General features: G+C 37.9%; 26 protein-coding genes. 21 read left to right on the top strand and 5 right to left on the bottom strand.

Annotation, left to right across the window (positions count from 1 at the left end; translation table 11 throughout):
* Positions 1–73 precede the first annotated feature (73 nt).
* Positions 74–544 (bottom strand): lipocalin-like domain-containing protein, encoded by a 471-nt coding sequence (locus ESU54_RS16990; RefSeq protein ID WP_160113323.1) that lies wholly within the window; start codon positions 542–544, stop codon positions 74–76.
* Between the two features lie 97 nt (positions 545–641).
* Entirely contained in the window at positions 642–1,727 is a 1,086-nt protein-coding gene (gene recF / locus ESU54_RS16985; protein ID WP_111846060.1) for a DNA replication/repair protein RecF, read from the bottom strand.
* Between the two features lie 138 nt (positions 1,728–1,865).
* On the opposite strand from recF, the gene ESU54_RS16980 reads away from it, so the two are divergent.
* From ESU54_RS16980 to ESU54_RS16950, 7 genes are all read left to right on the top strand, one after another.
* Positions 1,866–2,633 (top strand): tetratricopeptide repeat protein, encoded by a 768-nt coding sequence (locus ESU54_RS16980; protein ID WP_111846048.1) that lies wholly within the window; start codon positions 1,866–1,868, stop codon positions 2,631–2,633.
* The gene (ribH, locus tag ESU54_RS16975) at positions 2,634–3,131 is read left to right on the top strand and encodes a 6,7-dimethyl-8-ribityllumazine synthase (RefSeq protein WP_111846049.1); all 498 of its coding nucleotides are present in this window, start codon (positions 2,634–2,636) and stop codon (positions 3,129–3,131) included.
* A 213-nt stretch (positions 3,132–3,344) separates the two neighbouring features.
* Positions 3,345–3,629 carry a riboflavin synthase subunit beta gene (locus ESU54_RS16970; RefSeq protein ID WP_111846050.1) on the top strand — a complete coding sequence of 95 codons (285 nt, stop codon included), beginning with the start codon at positions 3,345–3,347 and terminating at the stop codon, positions 3,627–3,629.
* 6 nt (positions 3,630–3,635) lie between these two features.
* Positions 3,636–5,480, top strand: a complete 1,845-nt coding sequence (mutL, locus tag ESU54_RS16965; protein WP_111846051.1) for a DNA mismatch repair endonuclease MutL — start codon at positions 3,636–3,638, stop codon at positions 5,478–5,480.
* Between the two features lie 94 nt (positions 5,481–5,574).
* The gene (locus ESU54_RS16960) at positions 5,575–6,309 is read left to right on the top strand and encodes a rhomboid family intramembrane serine protease (protein WP_111846061.1); all 735 of its coding nucleotides are present in this window, start codon (positions 5,575–5,577) and stop codon (positions 6,307–6,309) included.
* A 2-nt stretch (positions 6,310–6,311) separates the two neighbouring features.
* The gene (locus ESU54_RS16955) at positions 6,312–7,187 is read left to right on the top strand and encodes a rhomboid family intramembrane serine protease (RefSeq protein WP_111846052.1); all 876 of its coding nucleotides are present in this window, start codon (positions 6,312–6,314) and stop codon (positions 7,185–7,187) included.
* Positions 7,188–7,191: 4 nt separating this feature from the next.
* Positions 7,192–8,208: an endonuclease/exonuclease/phosphatase family protein gene (locus ESU54_RS16950; protein ID WP_111846053.1), complete on the top strand. Its 1,017-nt coding sequence runs from the start codon at positions 7,192–7,194 to the stop codon at positions 8,206–8,208.
* Between the two features lie 12 nt (positions 8,209–8,220).
* Here the strand turns inward: ESU54_RS16950 and ESU54_RS16945 are convergent, their stop codons facing one another.
* The gene (locus ESU54_RS16945; RefSeq protein ID WP_111846054.1) at positions 8,221–8,838 is read right to left on the bottom strand and encodes a WbqC family protein; all 618 of its coding nucleotides are present in this window, start codon (positions 8,836–8,838) and stop codon (positions 8,221–8,223) included.
* A gap of 211 nt (positions 8,839–9,049) precedes the next feature.
* Between ESU54_RS16945 and udk the strand changes: the two genes are divergently transcribed.
* The 9 genes from udk to ESU54_RS16900 all read left to right on the top strand — a co-directional run bounded on the left by udk (position 9,050) and on the right by ESU54_RS16900 (position 17,067).
* Positions 9,050–9,670 carry a uridine kinase gene (gene udk, locus ESU54_RS16940; protein ID WP_111846055.1) on the top strand — a complete coding sequence of 207 codons (621 nt, stop codon included), beginning with the start codon at positions 9,050–9,052 and terminating at the stop codon, positions 9,668–9,670.
* The gene (locus tag ESU54_RS16935; protein WP_111846056.1) at positions 9,667–9,999 is read left to right on the top strand and encodes an FtsB family cell division protein; all 333 of its coding nucleotides are present in this window, start codon (positions 9,667–9,669) and stop codon (positions 9,997–9,999) included. The genes udk and ESU54_RS16935 overlap by 4 nt, the downstream gene beginning before the upstream one ends.
* Positions 9,996–11,384 carry a methylmalonyl-CoA mutase subunit beta gene (locus ESU54_RS16930; protein ID WP_111846057.1) on the top strand — a complete coding sequence of 463 codons (1,389 nt, stop codon included), beginning with the start codon at positions 9,996–9,998 and terminating at the stop codon, positions 11,382–11,384. The genes ESU54_RS16935 and ESU54_RS16930 overlap by 4 nt, the downstream gene beginning before the upstream one ends.
* Complete coding sequence (locus ESU54_RS16925) at positions 11,381–11,566, top strand: hypothetical protein (RefSeq protein WP_111846058.1); 186 nt, start codon at positions 11,381–11,383, stop codon at positions 11,564–11,566. The genes ESU54_RS16930 and ESU54_RS16925 overlap by 4 nt, the downstream gene beginning before the upstream one ends.
* Positions 11,559–13,757: a methylmalonyl-CoA mutase gene (scpA, locus tag ESU54_RS16920; protein ID WP_111846059.1), complete on the top strand. Its 2,199-nt coding sequence runs from the start codon at positions 11,559–11,561 to the stop codon at positions 13,755–13,757. The genes ESU54_RS16925 and scpA overlap by 8 nt, the downstream gene beginning before the upstream one ends.
* 31 nt (positions 13,758–13,788) lie before the next feature.
* Complete coding sequence (locus ESU54_RS16915) at positions 13,789–15,795, top strand: NACHT domain-containing protein (RefSeq protein WP_146848154.1); 2,007 nt, start codon at positions 13,789–13,791, stop codon at positions 15,793–15,795.
* A 387-nt stretch (positions 15,796–16,182) separates the two neighbouring features.
* Positions 16,183–16,422 (top strand): acyl carrier protein, encoded by a 240-nt coding sequence (locus tag ESU54_RS16910; protein WP_111845995.1) that lies wholly within the window; start codon positions 16,183–16,185, stop codon positions 16,420–16,422.
* Between the two features lie 196 nt (positions 16,423–16,618).
* The gene (locus ESU54_RS16905) at positions 16,619–16,819 is read left to right on the top strand and encodes a DUF2683 family protein (protein WP_111845994.1); all 201 of its coding nucleotides are present in this window, start codon (positions 16,619–16,621) and stop codon (positions 16,817–16,819) included.
* Positions 16,810–17,067 (top strand): Txe/YoeB family addiction module toxin, encoded by a 258-nt coding sequence (locus tag ESU54_RS16900; RefSeq protein ID WP_111845993.1) that lies wholly within the window; start codon positions 16,810–16,812, stop codon positions 17,065–17,067. Before ESU54_RS16905 ends, ESU54_RS16900 begins: the two co-directional genes overlap by 10 nt.
* Before the next feature lie 95 nt (positions 17,068–17,162).
* Here ESU54_RS16900 and ESU54_RS16895 read toward each other — a convergent pair whose 3' ends face one another.
* Positions 17,163–18,257: a T9SS type A sorting domain-containing protein gene (locus ESU54_RS16895; RefSeq protein WP_111845992.1), complete on the bottom strand. Its 1,095-nt coding sequence runs from the start codon at positions 18,255–18,257 to the stop codon at positions 17,163–17,165.
* Between the two features lie 198 nt (positions 18,258–18,455).
* Between ESU54_RS16895 and ESU54_RS16890 the strand changes: the two genes are divergently transcribed.
* From ESU54_RS16890 to ESU54_RS16880, 3 genes are all read left to right on the top strand, one after another.
* Entirely contained in the window at positions 18,456–19,007 is a 552-nt protein-coding gene (locus ESU54_RS16890; RefSeq protein WP_111845991.1) for a hypothetical protein, read from the top strand.
* Positions 19,008–19,167: 160 nt separating this feature from the next.
* Complete coding sequence (locus ESU54_RS16885; protein ID WP_111845990.1) at positions 19,168–19,632, top strand: DinB family protein; 465 nt, start codon at positions 19,168–19,170, stop codon at positions 19,630–19,632.
* 8 nt (positions 19,633–19,640) lie between these two features.
* Positions 19,641–19,946 carry a DUF6122 family protein gene (locus ESU54_RS16880; protein WP_111845989.1) on the top strand — a complete coding sequence of 102 codons (306 nt, stop codon included), beginning with the start codon at positions 19,641–19,643 and terminating at the stop codon, positions 19,944–19,946.
* Positions 19,947–19,978: 32 nt separating this feature from the next.
* Here the strand turns inward: ESU54_RS16880 and rlmH are convergent, their stop codons facing one another.
* Complete coding sequence (rlmH, locus tag ESU54_RS16875; RefSeq protein ID WP_111845988.1) at positions 19,979–20,452, bottom strand: 23S rRNA (pseudouridine(1915)-N(3))-methyltransferase RlmH; 474 nt, start codon at positions 20,450–20,452, stop codon at positions 19,979–19,981.
* A 129-nt stretch (positions 20,453–20,581) separates the two neighbouring features.
* Here rlmH and nadC point away from each other — a divergent pair, with 129 nt between their 5' ends.
* Both nadC and ESU54_RS16865 read left to right on the top strand, forming a co-directional pair.
* The gene (gene nadC, locus ESU54_RS16870; RefSeq protein WP_111845987.1) at positions 20,582–21,442 is read left to right on the top strand and encodes a carboxylating nicotinate-nucleotide diphosphorylase; all 861 of its coding nucleotides are present in this window, start codon (positions 20,582–20,584) and stop codon (positions 21,440–21,442) included.
* Positions 21,439–22,353 (top strand): YihY/virulence factor BrkB family protein, encoded by a 915-nt coding sequence (locus tag ESU54_RS16865; protein ID WP_111845986.1) that lies wholly within the window; start codon positions 21,439–21,441, stop codon positions 22,351–22,353. Before nadC ends, ESU54_RS16865 begins: the two co-directional genes overlap by 4 nt.
* The last annotated feature ends 51 nt before the right edge of the window (positions 22,354–22,404 follow it).

Raw genomic sequence — 22,404 nt, 5'->3', positions numbered from 1 at the left:
TCACCGCGTTCAATCTGCTTTATCAGATCAAGCTTTAAGGACAAATCGAAAGTACGTTTTAAATTCTCTTTTTTCATGTTAAATTCAATGATGAAAAAAGGCAACTTATTTTAGGCTTAATCAGTTTTCCTAAATCGAACTTCTTGAATTTTGAATAGGTGTAAATCTTATTATCCCTATTAATAACAGTTAGCGAGCTGTCCTTTGCCTTAATTACCGTTTCTTTCCATTCGTCAAAAGGAGTTTTGTAATACATCCGCAAGCTGTCATCCTCAATTTTTAAAGTGAAGTTTTCCGAAACACCATTGGAGGTATAAGTGCCATCAAATTTGGGTGAAACTTTTGTGCGGGTACCGCTGTCTCCTTTTATTTCAATGTAATCTACAACAGTATTGATGTTGAAATCCTTCTTTTCGCCATCGGGCATTTTTACGGTTTTTATTTCCCAATACCCGCTGAGGTTTTGTTTTTGCGTCTCGGGATTGGGTTTCTCGCAGGAAGCAAAAAATAAAGCAATTATTAAGATTGTGAGTTTATAGTTCATTTGTTTAATAATTTTATTTGCGCCCTTGCATGCCATTTTTTCTCGCAAAGCCGAAGAAGCATTAAATCGTAGCTTTTTTAAATCCCCCCTTCGGGGGTTAGGGGGCCAAAGGAAACATTTTATAAGTCTGATGCACTTTTCTAATCACTTCTTCGGTGCGTTCTGCATGGGTATCGCTAATAAAAAGCTGGCCGAAATTTTCATTGTCTACCAAAGAAATTAAATGCTCCACCCGCGTTTCGTCCAATTTATCAAAAATATCATCCAATAGCAAAATCGGGTTCGTTTTTGAATGGTTTTTTATAAAATCGAATTGCGCTAATTTTAAAGCTATAAGGTACGATTTTTGTTGTCCCTGCGAGCCAAATTTCTTAATAGGATGGCCGTCAATTTCAAAAACCAAATCATCTTTGTGTATTCCGAAATTGGTGTATTGCGTGATTTTATCTTTTGTAATATTCTTCTGAAGCAGTGTTAACAGGTCGTTTTCCTGTAATTGGCTTTCATAGACCAAATTGATAGTTTCTTCACCGCTGCTGATGGATTTGTAACGATTTAAAAATATTGGGAGAAATTCTTCCAAAAAAGCAGTCCGTTTCCCAAAAATTGAAGTGCCGAAATTATGCAGCTGCTCGTTGTAAATATCAATCGTGTCTTGACTGAAGGTATTGTTTGCCGCAAAATATTTTAACAATGAATTGCGCTGTACTAAAACTTTATTGTATTTGATGAGCGTCTGCAGATATTCGGAATCCCGCTGCGAAATAACGCCATCAACAAATTTTCTTCGCGTTTCACTCCCTTCAATAATCAAATCTCTATCTGCTGGCGAAATAATTACTAATGGCAAAAACCCAATATGCTCACTAAATTTGTCGTAGCCTTTCCCGTTTCGTTTTATGATTTTTTTCTGCCCTCTTTTGGCACTCACCACAATTTTTTCTGCAGAATCGTTTTTCTCATAAAATCCTTCAACCACAAAAAACTCTTCCCCGTGTCTAATATTTTGCGTAGTTATTGGATTAAAGTAACTTTTTCCAAAGGAAAGATGGTAGATTGCATCGAGCACATTGGTCTTTCCAACACCGTTATTTCCTACAAAACAATTTATTTTTGGGTCGAATTCGAAGGTTTCGGCTTCAAAGTTTTTATAGTTGAGTAAAGACAGTTTTTGTAAAATCATAAGAATGAATGGCTTGTGCTTCAGAATCTTTTCTGCAACGGAAGAATAACCGCTTTGCAAATTATTAAAAAATAAGAAATATTTATCCTTTCAAATTCCATTTAAAATTTTATTTTTGCGCCACTATAACCTAAAACTATGGCAACGTACAACAAACGCGGAGGCAAACCAAAAAACAAAGCTGAAAAAGAAAGCCAGCTTGAAGAAAACAGCACAACTGCAGAAGTATTTAATACGCTTGACGAAGGCGCATCAAAAACTGAAGCTTGGGTAGAAAAAAACCAAAAGCCAATCTTAGGCTTTATTATAGTTGTCGCAGTTTGTGTATTGGGATACTTTGCATACGATCGATACATCAAAGGTCCTAAAGAAACTGAAGCTATGAACGAAATGTTCCAAGCACAGAGCTATTGGGAACAAGCTTTGACCGCTCCAGCAAAAGATTCACTATACAATCTTTCGCTGCAAGGTGGTGAAGGAAAGTACGGTTTCATTGATATTATTGAAAACTACGGTGGAACAAAAGCTGCAAATCTTGCGCATTACTATGCTGGAATGGCTTATTTGAACACTAACAAGTATCAGGAAGCTATTGCTCAATTAGATAAATTCAGCAGTGATGATGATATGTTGGCACCTTTGGCAAAAGGAGCAATTGGCGATGCTTTCGTACAATTGGGACAAAACGAAGATGCTTTGAAATATTATGAAGAAGCTGCTACTATGCGCACTAACGATTTCACAACGCCACGTTTTCTTTTGAAAGCTGGAATTGCTGCAATGACTTTGAACCAAAACGATAAAGCGTTGGCGCATTTCAAAAAAATAGCAGACGATTATCCAAAAGCAACTGAAGCTGCAAAAGCTGAAATCTATACTGGCCGCGCGGAAGCAATGAATAAATAAATGGCTACAGCAAATACAAATTTATCGGCTTACGATAAAACAACAATCCCAAACGCGAAGAATTTTCGGTTTGGGATTGTTGTTTCAGAATGGAATCACAATATAACCGAAGGCATGTTCCAAGGCGCTTTTGATGCTTTGAAAGATTGTGGAGCCATCAGTGAAAACATTGTTCGTTGGAACGTTCCTGGCAGTTTTGAACTTATCTTTGGATGCAAGCAAATGACGCAAAGCTATGATATGCTGGATGCCGTAATAGCAATCGGTAGTGTTATCCAAGGCGAAACAAAACACTTTGATTACGTATGTGAAGCCGTTTCCCAAGGCATAAAGGACTTAAATGTTCACGGGAATATTCCAGTGATTTTCTGTGTGCTTACAGATAACAACATGCAACAATCCATAGACCGCAGCGGTGGCAAACACGGCAACAAAGGCACGGAAGCCGCCATAGCGGCAATTAAAATGTCGCAACTTCGGAAAGAATCCAAATTTTAATTTTAATTTCGACTCACGACTCACGACTCACGACTCACGACTCACGACTCACGACTCACGACTCACGACTCACGACTCACGACTCACGACTCACGACTCACGACTCACGACTCACGGCTCACAACTAAACAACGGTACGGTAATTGTTTAAAACAAGCTTCAGAAACACTTTAGAAAACATACTATTTTCAGTAACTTTGAGGCACGACAATTATGGGACTAATAGGCAAAAGAAAAAACAAAAAGTACGGCTACACGCCACGTCATTATGAATCTGATGGTGAAAGCAGCCCATTTGCAATGGGACATAAATTTGACCAATTCAGGACTACCGTTGGCGACAACCAAGGATTAAAGGGGAAATTTAAAACCGCTTGGGCAGATTTGCGACAATCCTCTGACAAAACCGCAAACCGAAGGCTGATTGTAATTATTGCGATACTCGTGCTTATTTTCCTCTTAATTATTGAATTCGATTTATCTATTTTCTACGCATAAATTTTAATGGCAGACATTATTCAGTTATTACCAGATCACGTTGCAAACCAAATTGCAGCTGGCGAAGTTGTTCAACGACCCGCTTCGGTAGTAAAGGAATTGTTGGAAAATGCTATTGATGCAAAAGCAACATCCGTTACACTCGTTATAAAAGACGCCGGAAAAACCCTCGTTAAAGTTACCGACAACGGATCAGGGATGAGTATTACCGATGCTCGACTCAGTTTTGAGCGCCACGCCACTTCAAAAATTAAATCTGCAGAAGATCTTTTTAATCTGCATACCAAAGGATTTCGTGGAGAGGCTTTGGCTTCCATTGCCGCAATTGCTCATGTTGAGCTTAAAACCAAAACAGAAGCTTCTGAAATTGGAACTCATTTAACCATTGAAGGCAGCAAAGTGATTTCTCAAGATCCAGCTGTTGTTCCAAAAGGGACGACCATTTCGGTAAAAAATCTTTTTTATAACATTCCAGCTCGGCGAAACTTTTTAAAAAGCAATCCCGTAGAAACCCGCCATATTATTGACGAATTCCACCGAGTGGCTTTGGCACATCCAAGTGTGGCTTTTCAAATGCATCACAACGGAAGTGATGTTTTTAATCTTCCATCCTCAAATTCGCGCCAACGAATTGTAAATATCTTCGGAAGTAAAACCAATGAGAAACTAGTGCCGGTAAGTGAAGAAACCGAGATTTTAAAAATAGAAGGTTTCGTCTTAAAGCCTGAATATGGAAAAAAGAGCAGGGGAGAGCAGTTCTTTTTTGTGAACGATCGCTTCATTAAAAGTCCATATTTGCATCACGCCGTTTCTTCTGCCTTTGAAGGCTTGATAAAAAATGATGTGCATCCCGGGTATTTTCTCTTTCTGGAAGTAGATCCACATTCCATCGATATCAACATCCATCCCACAAAAACCGAAATAAAATTCGACGACGAACATTCCATTTATGCAATGCTTCGCGCAACGGTTAAGCACAGTTTGGGGCAGTTCAATATAGCTCCTGTACTTGACTTTGAAAGGGATAAGGGTTTTGACACCCCTTATGATTACAGCAAAAAACAACCCACAGCCCCTTCGATAGAAGTGGATAAAGATTTCAATCCGTTTAAAGAAAGGGCAAAGCAAGGCAATATCAATTTTCCGTTTAAAAGGGAGCAAACAGCTTCCTGGGAATCGCTATACGTAGGACTGAAAGATGAAAATACAGCAGTTTCCAACTTGGGAGACATTGAGTTTGAAAGCGAAGAGGTAACCGGAAGTCTTTTTGAAAATACTGATGCTGAAACGGGTCATATAACTTTCCAGATTCAGAATAAATACATTGTAAGTCCGTTAAAAAACGGGATGATGGTCATTCATCAAAATTTGGCACATCAAAGGATTCTTTACGAAGAATTGTTAAAGAATATTACAGTAAAAGAGGCTGTTAGCCAACAATTATTGTTTCCGTTGCAATTGCATTTTTCAAAACCCGATTTGGAAATTATTGAAAAAATTAGGGAACAATTGGAGCACACAGGCTTTATTTTTTCCGAATTGAAAGACGAAACTATTGAGATTAGCGGTATTCCAGTGCTGATACTAGAAAGCCATGTTGTAAATTTGCTCAACCAATTGGTGCACGACATTAAAGAAGAAGTGCCCGATAACGGTTTCAGCCAAAACGATATGCTGGTAAAATCAATGGCGGCAAGTATGGCAATAAAAACGGGCGTTTCGTTGAACAGAGAAGAACGCGAACATTTAATAAATCAACTCTTTGCTTGCAAAGAACCAACAGTAAGCCCGACCAACAAACCAGTTTTCACTACAATGGATGTGAGTGACCTGGATAAAAAATTAATGTAAAACCACCCTTTTGGGTAAAAAAATTCGCTAATGTTTATCCTAGACGGTGCTCCCTTAGTGGAACCGAAGGATAGTCGAAGGGCGGGAAATGAATATGGGAAAAATAACCGATACCGTAAAATTTCTATTAATATTGAATGTGATCTTCTTTATAGGGTCACAATTTATGAATGGGGTAGCTGAGCGGCTTTTCGCTTTGTATTATTTTGAAAATCCCGGTTTTCAGTACTGGCAGCCATTGACTTCTATGTTTATGCACGCCAATTTTTTTCACATACTTTTTAATATGTATGCCTTGTGGGCCTTCGGATCACCTTTGGAAATACGTTGGGGACAAAAGAAATTTTTGTTCTTCTACTTTTCTGCGGGACTTGGCTCGGCTTTGATTTATACGTTGGTGAATTATTATCAATTGCACAGTGGAATGGATGCCTTGACGAATGCGGGAATGAGCCACGAGCAAATTATGGATTTCCTGAACACAGGAAAATATAATACTTCAATTTTAGATTATGTTTCACAAGACTCCATCCAAAGTATGTATAATACTTATAACGGAGTTGCGCTCGGTGCTTCGGGTGCCGTATATGGGGTTTTGGTAGCTTTCGGAATGATGTTCCCAAATGTGGAACTGATGTTGATCTTTTTGCCAATTCCCATAAAAGCAAAGTACTTCATTCCTGGAATTATTGTGCTCGACTTGGTTTTCGGAATTACTGGAGCTCAAACCGGCATTGCTCACTTTGCACACATTGGTGGTGCCCTCTTCGGCTTTATTATGGCGTGGTACTGGAAGAAAAACAGTTTTGATAACCATCGCTGGAATTAACTATGGCAGCCACAAGTCTTTCATATAAATATAAAATGGCCAGCGTTTTGGTCAAGCTCATTATTATCAATGCTGCGGTATTTTTGGTGGTTCGGTTGGGCGCTTTCTTTTTAAGTGTAAGCCAGCAACACTTCGCTCGTTGGTTTGTTTTGAGCGATGATTTTGACACCCTTCTTTTTCGTCCTTGGACTTTGATTACATATGGTTTTCTACATTTTGGCTTCTTCCACATTCTGTTTAATATGATTTGGTTGTATTGGTTTGGGCAATTCGTGTTGAACCTTTTCACAGGAAAACGATTGCTGACAGTGTATTTACTAGGTACGCTCTTTGGAGGATTGCTTTTTGTTTTGGCTTACAACCTGTTCCCGGTTTTTGCCGAAAATCGCGGCTTTTTAATCGGTGCTTCGGGAGCTGTAACGGCTATCATGATATTTATAGCAACCTACACCCCCAATACTGAAGTTCGCATTTTCACTTTCACCATAAAACTTTGGCACATTGCCCTTTTTCTGTTTCTCTTTGATTTGGTGCGAATTCCAACATCTGGAAATGCAGGCGGATTGATGGCACATGTTGGTGGGGCGTTGTTCGGATACATTTATGCCGTGCAACTTGCCAAAGGAAACGACATTGGGAAATGGTTTGAAAATTTTATGGATTGGATTGCCGATTTTTTTAAACCCCGCACCAAAAAACCTTTCAGGAAAGTACATCGCACAACACAACCTTCCCCGCAGCGTTCTAAATCCAAAGCAGCAAAATCCGATCATCAAAAAAAGGTGGACGGTATTTTAGACAAAATAGGCAAAAGCGGTTACGAAAGCCTTACCAAAGAAGAAAAAGACTTTTTGTTTAAAGCTGGAAAAGAAGACTAAACCAATGCGGAAATCTATAAACAAATTGATTTACTGGGGCAATTTGCTTGCAGCATTTTTGTTGTTGATTTCCTTCGTTCTGCCATATTTACCGCCAAAAACTTTTCCTACACTTTCGTTGCTAAGCTTGGTGGTTTCATTACTTATAATTGTAAATATTGCTTTCGCCATTTATTGGGCTATTCAGCTTCGGCGAAGGTTTTTCTTGTCGTTCACCGTTCTTTTAATTTCCTATTTTTATTTCAATGTTTTTTATGAAGTGTCCTCAGAAGGTGATGCTTCACAGTATAAAAACACATTGAATGTATTATCGTACAACGTCCGACTTTTCAACGCTTATGAAAAAAATCCAGTTACGGATGCTTCAAAAATAATTTCAGAAATACTTGTCGAGGAAAACCCTGATGTGGTTTTCGTTCAGGAATATTACAAACCCAACAAAATCGATTTTTCAGCTTACCCTTATAAGTACATTCACTTTAAATCTGAAAAGGCAAAACTGGGTCACGCTTTTTTTTCAAAATACCCGCTCATAAATACTGGAGCATTTGATTTTGAAGATACCTACAACAATACAATCTTCGCTGATATTGTTAAAGGAACGGATACCATTCGCATTTACAGCGTACACTTGCAGTCGCTCGGCATCATTCCACGGGTAAGTTTTTTACAGGATAGCGACAATGAAAAACTTCGAAAACGTGTTTCCAACGCTTTTGAAAAACAACAAAGCCAAGTGGAAGCCATTTTGGATCACAAACAAAAAACCTCAAACCCTGTAATTATCTGTGGCGATTTTAACAATACGCCATTTTCATACAGCTATAGAAAATTGAAAGAAGGCATGCTGGACGCATTCCGCGAACGCGGAAACGGATTGGGGACTACCTTTGAGTTTGAAAGATTCCCAATGAGAATAGATTATATTTTTGCTTCAAATGACTTTGATATTCTTTCATTTGATACGATGAAGAAAACTTTTTCCGACCATTACGCCATACGGGCAACGGTGGGCTGGTAATCTAATTCTGGATTACAGAGAATGACTTTCCAAATAGGTCAAAGCATTAGGGCCTTCATTAAAAAGCAAATCCAACACTGAAAGATTCGGTAAAAAGGGATGATTTGCTTCGTGAACTTGGGTGTATGCTTTCCCTTCAAAATCTGACTTCCTTTTTGAATTAATTAAAATACGAAGATCGATCATTTCGGGAGCTGTTTCAAAAGAAGTGGTTTTTGAAACTTCAACTTCAATCCCAATTAGCTCACATAACAGATCAAAAATTTTGAGGTTGTGCTCCATTAAATTCCCAACGGACTCTGTAAATAAAGGTTTTAAATCATCTTCGTAATATTCAAAAAAAGGCGAAGTGCGATAAGCGCTCTGCAAGCTTTTCCAATGCTGCTCCTGCCACGGAAAGTCATTTTCAACCATAACTTCCTTTGTTTTTTGACGCTTCCCTAATTTATTGTGTTTTATAGGAATGTTTAAAAGTAACTTACCGTTACTGTGCGCAATAAACATACGGTTGCGGTAGGTTTGTTTTTGATAATTATCGGCAACTTCAAAAACCACTTTTTCCGATTGCGCAACTGCTACCATTTGCTCAATGGAAGGAAAATAGGAGGGATGTAGCAGAATTGTTTTCATTCAATATTTAAAGAATTCAAAAATAGCAAAGAAGTTTGAAATACGAGTTACGAAATATGAAGTACGAAATATGCATTACAAAATAAAATCATCGACTCAAAGTCAAAACTTTCAACCTGAAACTTGAAACCTGTAACCTGAAACCTGAAACAAGAAACTTGAAACAAGAAACTTGAATCCTTTTCCCTACATTTGTAAAAACCTTTAAAATATGCTAATAATTGGCATCGCTGGCGGCACCGGGAGCGGAAAAACAACAGTGGTAGACCAGATAGTTGCAGAACTTCCCGTGGACGAAGTTTGCGTTATCTCTCAAGATTCGTATTATCACGATACCAGTCATTTGTCTTTTCAGGAACGCACAAAAATAAATTTTGACCATCCCCAAGCAATCGATTTCGATTTGTTGGTAAGCCATTTAAAGGAACTGCGAAAAGGAAATGCTTTTGAGCAACCTGTCTATTCCTTCGTGGAACACAACCGTACTGGCGAAACAATTACTACCTTTCCAAAAAAGGTTATTATTGTTGAAGGAATTTTAATCTTAGCGCATCCAGACATTCGCGAGCTGTTCGATATTAAAATCTTTGTACATGCAGACAGTGACGAACGCCTGATACGCCGTTTGAAGCGCGATATGGCCACTCGGGGTCGCGATTTGGAAGAAGTTCTAAACCGCTACCAAACCACGCTGAAACCTATGCACCAACAATTTATAGAACCAACTAAGGAATTTGCAGATATCATCATCCCCACCAATAAATACAACACCGTGGCTGTTGACGTAATTCGCAGCATTATTCATCAAAAACTAAGCTATACTGAATCATGAGTTTTTCAGAATTTAGACAAAATAAATGGGTTAGGTTTATAAGTAATAAATACATACTTATTCTTATCCTTTTCATTGTTTGGATGATTTTCTTTGATGCTAATTCCTATTTGATCCATCACGAATTAGACAATGATATCAATGGGTTAGAGGACAATGCAGAGTTTTACCAGAAGGAGATAGACCACGACAAAACCTTTATAAAGAAAATGGAGGACAGCAACGAAATGGAGAAATTTGCGCGTGAAAAGTATTACTTGAAAAAGGAAAACGAAGACATTTATATAATTGAACACGAAGACAGCATCAAAAAAGAAGAAAAACGATGAGTAAATTTCTATTTGAGGATTTTGATGAAGTTTCTGCAAAACAATGGAAACAAAAAATACAGTTCGACCTAAAAGGTGCCGACTATAATGAAACATTAGTGTGGCAAAGTTCTGAGGGAATAAACGTAAAACCCTTTTATCACCAGGACGATTTTAAGGAAGATTTCCAACCCATTCCTGGTCAGCCAGAATCTTGGAAAATAGCTCAAAAAATCTTTATCGATGATGAAAAGATAGCGAACAATATTGCACTGGATGCTTTGGAAAGAGGTGCAGAGGCAATAATTTTTACAGCGGCCGAAGATTTTGACACAAAAACAGTGTTTAAGGATTTTCCGTTTGAAACAGCTTCAATTTATTTTAACCTAACATTTCTTTCCGAAGCATTTTACAACAAACTCATTAAATTCTTTTCAGAAAAAAACGCAACGGTTTACTACAACATAGACTTAATAGGAAACCTTGCCCGCACGGGCAACTGGTTTCACAATTTGAAAAAAGACCACGAAATGTTGGATAACCTTTTTCAAAAGTATCCTTCAGAAAATATCCTTGCAGTAGATACAACCTTATACCAAAACGCAGGCGCAAATAGTGTGCAGCAACTAGCTTACGCTTTAGCCCACGCCAATGAGTATTTAAACCATATTAGTTCGAGCGAAACCGACAACAACTCTTCGTCAGGTTTATCAATGACCTTCAGTCTCGCCACAGGCTCTAATTATTTCTTCGAAATAGCAAAAATCCGCGCCCTACGTAAATTATACGCAACACTTGCAAAAGAATACCGGGTCAATGAAACCTGCCACATTATAGCAACGCCTTCAAAGCGCAACAAAACGCTATACGATTACAACGTAAACCTACTCCGCAGCACCACTGAATGTATGAGTGCCGTTTTAGGTGGGGCAGATACGGTTTGCAATTTGCCCTATGACGAACTTTATCATAAAAGCAATGAATTTGGTGAACGAATCTCCCGTAACCAGTTACTCATTTTAAAGCACGAAAGTTATTTTGACGCCGTAAGCAATCCCTCAGATGGCACTTATTACATTGAGAGCTTGACAGAAGAGCTGGCCGAAAAAGCACTTCAACTCTTTAAGGAAATAGAAAAAGGTGGTGGCTTTCTTCAGCAATTAAAAGAAGGAATCATCCAAAAGAAAATAAAGGAAAGCGCCGAAAAGGAGCAACAGCTCTTCGATAGCGGCCAACTTAAATTGTTGGGAACTAATTACCACCCCAATAAAAACGATAAAATGAAAGACGATCTGGAGCTTTTCCCTTTCGTAAAACACAATCCAGTCAAAACCCTCATCGCCCCAATTATTGAAAAAAGATTAGCAGAATTCACTGAACAAGAACGCTTAAAACAAGAATCATGAACAACGAAGTATTAGGAACCGTTTTAGGAATTATCTTTATCGTACTCGGCTTAGCAATCCTGGTCCGCTATAAAAAACTGACCTCGCACAAATATTTCCAAATCCTTTTTGTAGTCATTGCCTTGATGTTGATTGGTTTTGGCATTTATACGGGTTGGAGCAGCATTACATTGTATGAATAGAAAGAACTTACAACATTTAACGATAAATAATCGGTCCCTGAGCGGAGCCGAAGGGACAACTAATACCCAACCAGAAACCAGAAACCAGAAACCCTCGTCCTCGGAAGCTTTTTCAGCGAAAGAGGAAGAAAATTTATTGACGGCTGAAGAAATAACTCTCAAAAAACAATACAAGGCCGAAGACATAAAAAACCTAGACCATCTCAACTTTGTAGCCGGAATAGCGCCATACCTTCGCGGTCCTTACTCCACAATGTACGTCCGCCGTCCGTGGACCATCCGCCAATACGCAGGTTTTTCAACGGCAGAAGATAGCAACGCTTTTTATAGACGAAACCTAGCCGCAGGTCAAAAAGGACTTTCCGTAGCCTTCGATCTTGCTACACACCGCGGTTACGACAGCGACCACGAAAGAGTAGAGGGCGACGTTGGCAAAGCAGGCGTAGCCATAGATAGTGTAGAGGATATGAAAATCCTTTTCGACCAAATTCCTTTGGACAAGATGAGCGTTTCCATGACCATGAACGGCGCTGTGCTTCCCATTATGGCTTTTTATATAGTTGCCGCTGAAGAACAGGGCGTTTTGCCAAAAGACTTGGAAGGAACCATTCAAAACGATATTCTAAAGGAATTCATGGTGCGGAATACGTACATCTATCCGCCCACACCATCCATGAAAATTATAAGCGACATTTTTGAATTTGCTTCCAGGAATATGCCCAAGTTCAACAGTATTTCTATCTCCGGTTACCATATGCAGGAAGCGGGAGCCACGGCAGATATTGAACTTGCTTACACCCTTGCAGATGGTTTAGAATACATCCGCACCGGAATAAAAGCAGGCATGGACATAGACGATTTTGCACCCCGACTTTCCTTTTTCTGGGGAATTGGGATGAATCATTTTATGGAAATTGCAAAAATGCGTGCAGCAAGAATGCTTTGGGCAAAAATTGTAAAACAGTTCAACCCCAAAAGCGAAAAATCCCTTGCCTTAAGAACCCATTGCCAAACCAGCGGTTGGAGCCTTACCGAACAAGACCCATTTAACAACGTAGCACGAACTGCCATTGAAGCCACCGCAGCAGTTTTCGGTGGCACACAATCCTTGCACACAAACGCTTTGGATGAAGCCATCGCGCTACCAACGGATTTCTCTGCGCGTATCGCAAGAAACACACAGATTTTCCTTCAAGCCGAAACCCAGATTACCAAAACGGTAGATCCTTGGGCGGGAAGTTATTATGTGGAAAACCTTACCAACGAAATTGCCAACAAAGCTTGGGCGCTAATTGAAGAAGTAGAAGAACTCGGCGGAATGACGAAAGCTATCGAGGCAGGAATTCCCAAACTTCGCATTGAAGAAGCTTCCGCAAGAAAGCAGGCGCGTATTGATAGCGGACAGGATATAATTGTGGGCGTAAACAAATACCGCCTCGCAAAAGAAGACCCGTTGCAAATTTTGGATGTGGACAATCAAAAAGTACGCACTTCACAGATTGAAAGACTAAACCGAATAAAAGCCGAGCGTGACACCAAAAAAGTAGAAAAAGCATTGGCAGATATTACACAATGTGCAAAGACAGGTCAGGGAAATTTATTAGCTTTAGCCATAGAAGCTGCCCGTCACAGGGCAACGCTTGGCGAAATCTCTACCGCGATGGAAAAGGAATTCGGTAGGTATAAAGCACAAATTAGATCTTTTAGCGGCGTGTACAGTAAAGAAATTAAAAAGGACGAAAGTTTTGAAAAAGCGAGACAAATGGCAGATCAGTTCGCAGAATTGGAAGGCCGTCGTCCACGTATTATGATTGCTAAAATGGGACAAGACGGTCACGACCGCGGCGCCAAAGTTGTAGCCACCGGCTATGCAGATGTAGGTTTTGATGTAGACATTGGCCCCCTTTTCCAAACCCCCGCCGAAGCCGCCAAACAGGCTGTGGAAAACGACGTGCACATTCTCGGCGTTTCCTCCCTTGCCGCAGGCCACAAAACCTTAGTACCACAAGTAATTGAAGCCCTAAAAAAGTATGGCCGCGAAGATATTATGGTCATCGTGGGCGGCGTGATACCACACCAAGATTATCAATACCTTTTTGATGCTGGTGCCGTTGCGGTTTATGGACCCGGGACTCGTATTAGTGATGCTGCTATTGAGATGTTGGGGATTTTGATTGGGGGGGTGGAGTGATGTCATTAAAACACATAATACTTAAACAGTTATGGAAAAAATTGAATTACTTAAGGATATCGCTTCAATAGCCGCCCCATTATCAAAAACATTAGTTGATCATTGGTTATCCCCTAAAATAAAATTTTTAATTTCTAAAGCTGAAAAGTCCCATAAAATTCAAGATCATTATTTTGATAATAAATTTAAAGATTACTTAATTGAGAAATATAAAACATATTCAATACTAAATATTCTCGCATTCAGAAACCAACAACGATTATTAGATGACATTTATTTACCATTAACTTTAATTGAATCAAAGTCTACTAAACCTAAAAAGTATAAAATTTTAGATTTTAGTGATGATTTTATTCCCAAATATAAAAAAGTTTTAATTACAGATACTGCGGGAATGGGGAAATCAACTCTCTCAAGAAAATTGTTTTTATCTGTAATTAAACAAAATAAAGGAATTCCAATATTGATTGAATTAAGAAGATTATCTAATTCTCGAAAGATTATTGATGAGATATTTGATGAATTGAAACTCTTAGAAAGTGAACAGGATTCTGAATTTATATTAGAATTAATTAAACGTGGTGATTTTGTTTTTTTTCTGGACGGCTACGACGAAATTGCTTCATCGGAAAAAAAGCAAGTTACTGAGGACATACAAAAATTCATTAGCAATGCATCAAATAATAATTTTTTTCTTACATCACGTCCTGATGGAGCTTTAGCTTCTTTCGGCCAATTTCAGTCATTTTTCATTAACCCATTACAGAAAAGCGAAGTATATGCTTTATTAAAAAAGTATGATGGAAATAGCGCATTATCTAAATCTTTAATAGAAAAGATAAAGGGAGAAAATTATAGAGATTTAGACGAATTCTTAACAAATCCATTATTAGTTTCCCTTTTGTATACTGCTTATGAATATAAACACACGATACCTTTAAAGAAGCATATTTTTTATAGACAAGTTTATGATGCTTTATTTGAGGCTCATGATTTAAGTAAAGGTGATTATTATCAAAGAGAGAAATTTAGTAAATTAGGTATTGATGATTTTCATACAATAACTAGATATATCTCTTTTCTTTGTCTTAAGTTGGATAAAATTGAATTTACAAAAGATGAAATTTTAGACGTAATTAATAATGCAAAAGTTTTTTGCGAAATTATTGAATTTGAGAATTCAAATTTTTTAAAAGATTTAATTACTACGGTTCCTTTATTTGTTCAGGAAGGTATGTATTATAAATGGACTCACAAATCCATATATGAATACTTTGTGACACAATTTATATATTTAGATTCGGGAGAGAAAAGAAATAATATATTAAGGGGATTAGTGAATAAAAACCAAAATGCTAATTATAATAACATTTTAGATATATACTCAAATGTCGATTTCAAAACATTTCGTGAAATAATAGCTAAGGAGATAATAATAAAATTTATAAACTTCTGTAATACTACGTACAAAAATTTGAACATAAATTTAGATGAAAAAGATATTATTGAAAGGCAAGAGTTAACATTTGATAGAGATGAAATATTAATTCAACTCGCTGCTTTCAAAGATAAAAATAAAGATTTTGATTATGGAATGACTGAATGTTTTAAAATTATCAATAGCGATATTCTAGTGAAGGATAAGGGTTATGGAATAAGACTTGGCAATCTAATAAAAAATAATATAGAAAAAGGAAATTATACTTTTGCTTTTAGTTCGCATAAAGATGATTATACAGTTGATTGGATAATGTATTTGTTAAGTAAAAGGGAAGATACTTTAATTAAGCCTATTCAAATTAAAACCATTCCAGATTTGAGAAAATTTAATATAAGAAATAAAATTATTCATAAAATTCATGATAAAAAAGATTCAGTTTTAAATAAAAATAAAGAATATTTTACAGCTGTCAATACCATATTAAAAGGTTATTATCATAAGGATTCTACTTTTGACTACCAAGAGTGTGTAAAATTTTTAAATGAAGTTAATAATGAAGATAAAATTCGTAATCAAAAAGAATTTCTATCTTTTTAGTCTAGCTAACCCCGCTAGCGCGAGCGTCCCGCTCGTGGCCACCATGTTGTAATTAATAAAGATTTTTGTAAGCCAAATAGGATATAAAAAGCACCATCTGGCTTATAAAACTATCATTTTTGTTTATAATAGTAACCCATTTTGATTATAAAATTATCATTTTTGTTTATAATAGTACCTCATTTTGATTATAAAACTATCCCTTTTGTTTATGATACTAACCAATTTTGATTATAAAACTATCTTTTTTGTTTATGGTACTAACCAATTTTGATTATAAAACTATCGGTTTTGTTTATAATAGTAGCCATTTGAGCTATAAAAGCACCCCGCTACCGCGAACGTTCTGCTCGTGCCACCATTATTAACCGCAAACCATAATATATCATGGATAAAGAAGAAATATTTGAACTTATTATGAGCATCTCAACGGAGGTATTACCAGAATTAGAAGGTAAGGACATTCCTATAACCGATTCATTAAAGGATTGGGGTGCAAACTCTATAGACCGTACGGAAATTGTGTTGATGACTTTAGAGAGTCTTTCTTTAAATATCCCTATGGTGGAGGTTACAACTACGCGTACTATTGAGGAATTGGTAGATATACTATACGCAAGATTATAAGTCTTGCAATCGAGAGGGTTCGCTCTTGCCCACATATACAATTCAGAATTGATGCTTAATCTCTCCCCCGCTAACGCGAGCGTCCAGCTCGTGCCCATACAATTTCGTTTCACTTCTCAAAATCCATGTTTCAAAAACCAACAGAATATTTCGTTATCTTTGAATAGGAAAATAATTCCCCATAAAGAATATTTAAATGGAAACTCTTACAATCCACACTAAGAACAAAGCACAGACCAAAGCTATAAAAGCAGTGCTTAAGGCAATGGAAATTCCTTTTGAATCTAAAGGCGAAAGTACGTATAATCCCGAGTTTGTTGCAAAAATAAAAGCTAGCGAAGAAGAGGAAAACTATGGTAAGACCAAAGCCATCAAAACCGATGATTTGTGGAAATAACCTACACAGAGAACGCTATTAATGATATTTCTTACTGGAAGAAATCCGGAGACAAAACCATTCAGAATAAAATAACGAAACTTTTAAAATCTATTGAAGAAACTCCTTTTGAAGGTATAGGGAAACCCGAGTTGCTAAAATACGAACTAACGGGATTCTGGTCTAGGCGAATAAACAAAGAGCATCGATTGGTTTATAAACTGAATGAAGATACAATTACAATCTATTCTCTAAGAGGTCATTATTAAATATTGATAAATTAAAAATCCAAGGTAACGCGAGTGTCCAGCTCGTGGCTATACAAACTCACGTATTCAAAAACTCACGTACTCACTTATTCACATTAGTTTCTAATAACCTTCACAGTTTCATTCCCTAAATGCACATAATAAAGGCCCTTTGCAAAGTTTGAAAAGTCAATCTGCTTTTCACTTTGGGTAAGTTCACCAGACAGTAATCGTTGCCCAAGCGCAGAATACACTTCAAAATGTACGGGATTGGTACTATTTATATTTACAAAGTCTTTTGTGGGGTTTGGATATACGCTTATCGCAAAACTATTATCAGGCACACTAAGCAACTCACATTCAAAACTAGATAGTACTTTAGAAGCCGCTGGAGGATCTACTAATAGTGACTCAGTTAATAACGGACAATAACAATCATTTTCATCTACATATAGCTTAAGCCAAGAAAGCGCAATTTTACCCACAGCACCATTACCACCATCAGGCGTATTAGCCACAGAATGATTTCCATTTTCAATTTCAAAAAGAAGTTTGTTGGTTGTTTCTGGAGTAGCTGCATAATGCAGGTCTGCGTGTTGTGCGGGAGGTGCGGTAGGATCATTTTCACCACTAAAAATTAATACAGGACTGTCGTGGTTTAAGGAAGGGTTTGGCAACCAAGGGCACAAAGCAACCACACCTTTTATGGTATTGTCCAATACAGCTGCACGCTGCGCGCCGCCGCCGCCCATAGACCATCCGCTCACTGCAAATTTGTCAACATCAAGCTGGTTTTCTAATGGAGATGAGCTTCGGGTATTTTCCTGACGCATAGTTTCCAAAGCATCTATAAGTGCCACAGCCCTTTCTTCTGGAAAATCAAAAAGCGAGTTGGTTCCAATAATGATGGTTACTATTCCGTGTGAAGCATAAAAAGGCCCCCATTCTTCAACACTTGATGGTAGTGCTGTAAATCCAGGAACGATGGCAATACTTGCAAAGGGAGGTGTGGCATTTGTGGGATAATATACGGTAGCATCTAAATAATCTGGACCATTTCTAAGTCCATCCGCTTCGGTAAGTGTAGCAACGTCATAAGGACCTGGGTTTGTTAAACTCTCAATTGTAACATCTCCACATTGTGCGAACAATGTGTTTGGTGAAAATGAAGTTGCTAAAAAGAAAAGTGCTGCTGCGTATATTTTTTTCATATGTATTTTTTAAAATAGTATTTGCAAAGTTGAAAATTAAACTTTTTAAAGATATTACCAAAATATAAAAATCCCTATATTTAAAAGCCTTTGCAATTCCTGTTTCCCTTCCCATGTAAAATACCCTTCACTTTTAAACCAACAAATCTAAAAATGAATTATCTTGGTATGTAGCTAACAATCAAAACAATAACTTTTATGAAAACCCTTTCTAAATTCGTCTTGGTAATACTACTGTTTACCGCTATCATTGCTTGCAAAAACAACACTTCCACCGAAGCAGATGCCGAAACAGCCACAGACACAACCGCACAAATGCTATCGGAAACTCCAACACCTGCCGAAACAAAACCAGGCTTCGCAACCCTCTCCTTCAAAATGGACGGTACCTTAGTAGAAGGCACTGTACCCGGCGTTATGGCTATCTACGTTCCCGCCAAAAAAGAAGTTAATATCAGGGGCAATACCCCCAAAGGTCTTTTTGCAGTAACCATTGACAATGTAGAAGGCACTGGAACATACACCATTAAAGGAACCTCAGCTAATGGAGGAGGAATAATGATGACGGACAAAATGTATGAAGTAAAAAAATCTGGAACTCCCTTCACTGTTACCATAGACACAGTTGAAGATATTACAGCCGTTTCAACCCCAGATGCAAAAGCCATTCGCGGCACCTTTGAAGGAAAAATAATGGATGATGCGGGCAACACAATAATGATAACCGAAGGAAAATTTAGCAGTCAGTAAAAATCTTATTTTAGTTTTAAGAATATATTTCACCCATTTCTATATTTATTCAAGCATCCCTAATTCATTTTTAGGGATGCTTGAATTTTTATATAGCGAACAAATGACGCTAGTCTTTTCCTAGTAGAAATAAGTATCTTTATAAAAAATTACCAACCCAATGAATGAATCGCAACGCATTCAAAGCCTTTTCACAGATCTATACCACGGCCATCCTTGGCTGGATGTAACCCTTGAAGATACACTAGGGCGCATCACCCCCGAGCAAGCCGCCCAACGCCCCATAAAAGACGGCAACACCATTTGGGAAATAGTAAACCACATCATTTCTTGGCGCGAAAACGTCCTAAAAAGAGTGCAGGGCGAAGTCCTCCAAACCCCCTCAAATAATTACATAGAAAAGATAGAAAATACTTCGGACAAAGCGTGGCGCCAAACCTTAGTCGCCTTGGAAACCACCCAAAAGGAATGGCTCTATTTCCTAAGCACTTTCAACGAAGCCGACTTCAACAATGAATACTCCGTAAACAAACTTACCTACTACCAGCACATTCATGGCATCATCCAGCACGATGCCTATCATTTGGGGCAAATAGTGCTCTTGGCAAAAATGGTTACCCCCTAAACCGATCCATGCTCCAAATAATAGTACATTATAGTTTGCACTTTTTGGCCCCCGGCCTCATCGCTTATATTTTTTTCAGAAAAGAATGGAAAAAAGCTTGGCTCATCATGCTCGCCACAATGCTGGTAGATGTAGATCATCTCTTCGCCACCCCGCTTTTTGATCCCAACCGTTGCAGCATCAATTTCCACCCGTTACATACCTATTGGGCAATGGCGGTTTACGTAATACTATTGTTCTTCAAAAAAACCAGAATCATAGCAGTCGGATTATTATTTCACATGCTAACAGATTTCATAGATTGTCAATGGTAAAAACCTCTTCGCTAATCGCTTTTCGCTAATTCCTATTTATGATGATATGGTTCATTCCTCAAAATAGTAAACCCCCTGTAAAGTTGTTCAATAAAGAAAAGTCGAACCATTTGGTGCGAAAAAGTCATTGAAGAAAGTGAAACCTTCCCGTTGGCACGTCCATAAACCGCATCACTAAAGCCATAAGGGCCACCAATAACGAAGATGAGGTTCTTCAGTCCGCTATTCATTTTCTTCTGAAGAAACTCCGCAAACCCTTCCGAAGTATAGGTTTTCCCCTTTTCATCAAGCAGAATCAAAACATCTGCGGTAGAAGTTCGCTTCAATATTTCATCGCCCTCAGCTTGCTTTTGAAGTGCCTCAGAAAGATTTTTAGCATTTTTTATATCCGGAATCACTTCCATTTCATACGAAATGTAAAACCCCACCCGCTTGGTATATTCATCCATCAAGGTTTGCAGTTGGTTGTTATCGGTTTTGCCTATTGCGAGTAGTGTGATTTTCATTGAAGTCTATTTCGAAATTCAAAAATACAAAGATAAAATGGCTTCAGTTCTAATTTTTTTGGGTGCTGAGCGAAGCCGAAGCATCGTCCTTCAAACTTTTTAAAGTATTTTAGCTGAAATTTCCTTGCTATGATTTCAGATAAACAATTCAACAAAGAAATAGACATCATTATCGCCAACGCCATCCGTGAGGACATAGGCGACGGCGACCACAGTTCCTTGGCCTGCATCTCTGAAGATGCACGAGGCACGGCGAAGCTCTTGGTAAAAGACGAAGGTGTAATAGCTGGTATAGAATTCGCCCGCCAAGTTTTTGAATATGTAGACCCAGGCCTAGAGCTCGATATTAAAATAAAAGATGGCAGTCCCGTAAAGTATGGTGACGTATGTTTTTACGTTTCCGGCCTTTCACAATCCATTTTAAAGTCAGAACGATTAGTTTTAAATGCAATGCAACGTATGAGTGCCATTGCCACCAAAACCCGCGAATACGTAAAGCTTTTGGAAGGAACTAACACAAAGATACTGGATACTCGCAAAACCACCCCAGGCATTCGTGCTTTGGAAAAATGGGCCGTAAAAATCGGAGGCGGGGAGAACCACCGTTTTGCATTGTACGATATGGTGATGCTAAAAGACAATCACATAGACTTCTGCGGTGGAATAACCAAGGCTATTGAAAAGACAAAAACATATTTAAAAGAAAATCAGCTCGGTCTCAAAATAATTGTTGAAGCAAGAAATCTTGATGAAATTGAAGAGATACTAAAAACAGAAGGCGTTTACCGAATTTTAATAGACAATTTCAATTACGAAGATACCCGTAAAGCAGTAAATTTAATAAACGGAAAATGTCTGACAGAATCCAGCGGTGGAATTACGCTTGAAACCGCCAGACGCTATGCTGAGTGTGGCGTAGATTACATTTCCAGCGGTGCGTTAACACATTCTGTTTACAATATGGATTTGAGCTTAAAAGCCGTTAAATGAGCGAAGACAAAAAGGAAATAAACATTCCCGTTATTAAGGAATTGGTGGCATTCAGTAAAAAAATAAAACTTCCCGGTATGGGGGGAGAGTTTTCGCTTTATCACTTGTTGGACATTTATGGAACAGGAATATTGAAAGGTTCTTTTTCGCCTCGTGCAAGTTCCATTGCTTACAGTTTTTTTCTGGCGCTATTTCCCTTTTTATTGCTTTTACTAAACCTTATTCCCTATATCCCGGTAGAAGGTTTTCAAACTCGCTTTCTTATATTTATGGAAGCCTTATTACCCGCACAGACCACACAGTTCTTTTATCCAATAATCGCGGATATTGCAGTGAATCCTCGGGCGGGTTTAATATCCTTTGTTTTTTTCCTCTCTATATTCCTATCGACGAATGGTGTAAACGCTATTTTCAGCGCGTTTGAATTTTCGTATCACGTAAACATCAACCGCAATTTCTTTAGACAGTATTTTGTGGCGCTGGTAGTTTCCATTTTCTTGGCATTGTTGTTGTTAACTTCAGTTGGGGTCATTCTTTATGGAGAATATATTATTCACGACCTTCAGTCCAGAGCTTATATAGACAACGATCTTTTCTGGATTTCGTTCTTTCAATTTCTTGTTTTTGTAATAATGATCTATGTTGTGATAGCAACACTTTATTATTTCGGCACCAAAGAAGGAAGGTCTTCCAGCTTTTTTTCAATTGGGGCAGTAACCACTACGGTGTTATTTCTGCTTACCACATATTTTTTCGGTGTCTATATAAATAACTTTTCAAATTATAACGAGTTATACGGCTCCATTGGTGCACTTTTAATTTTGATGTTATATATTTGGATAAACGCAAACCTGCTGCTGCTGGGTTTTGAACTTAACATTTCAATAAAGCGGCTAAAAGAAAAAATGTAACTTTAAACCTAATTTTTTTAACTATCAGATGCCCACTAACTAATAATAAAC

This window comes from Aequorivita antarctica, from assembly GCF_007997155.1.
Lineage (GTDB): Bacteria > Bacteroidota > Bacteroidia > Flavobacteriales > Flavobacteriaceae > Aequorivita > Aequorivita antarctica.
Note: the sequence above shows the minus strand (reverse complement) of the source record. Positions and strands in the feature narration are given on the sequence as shown.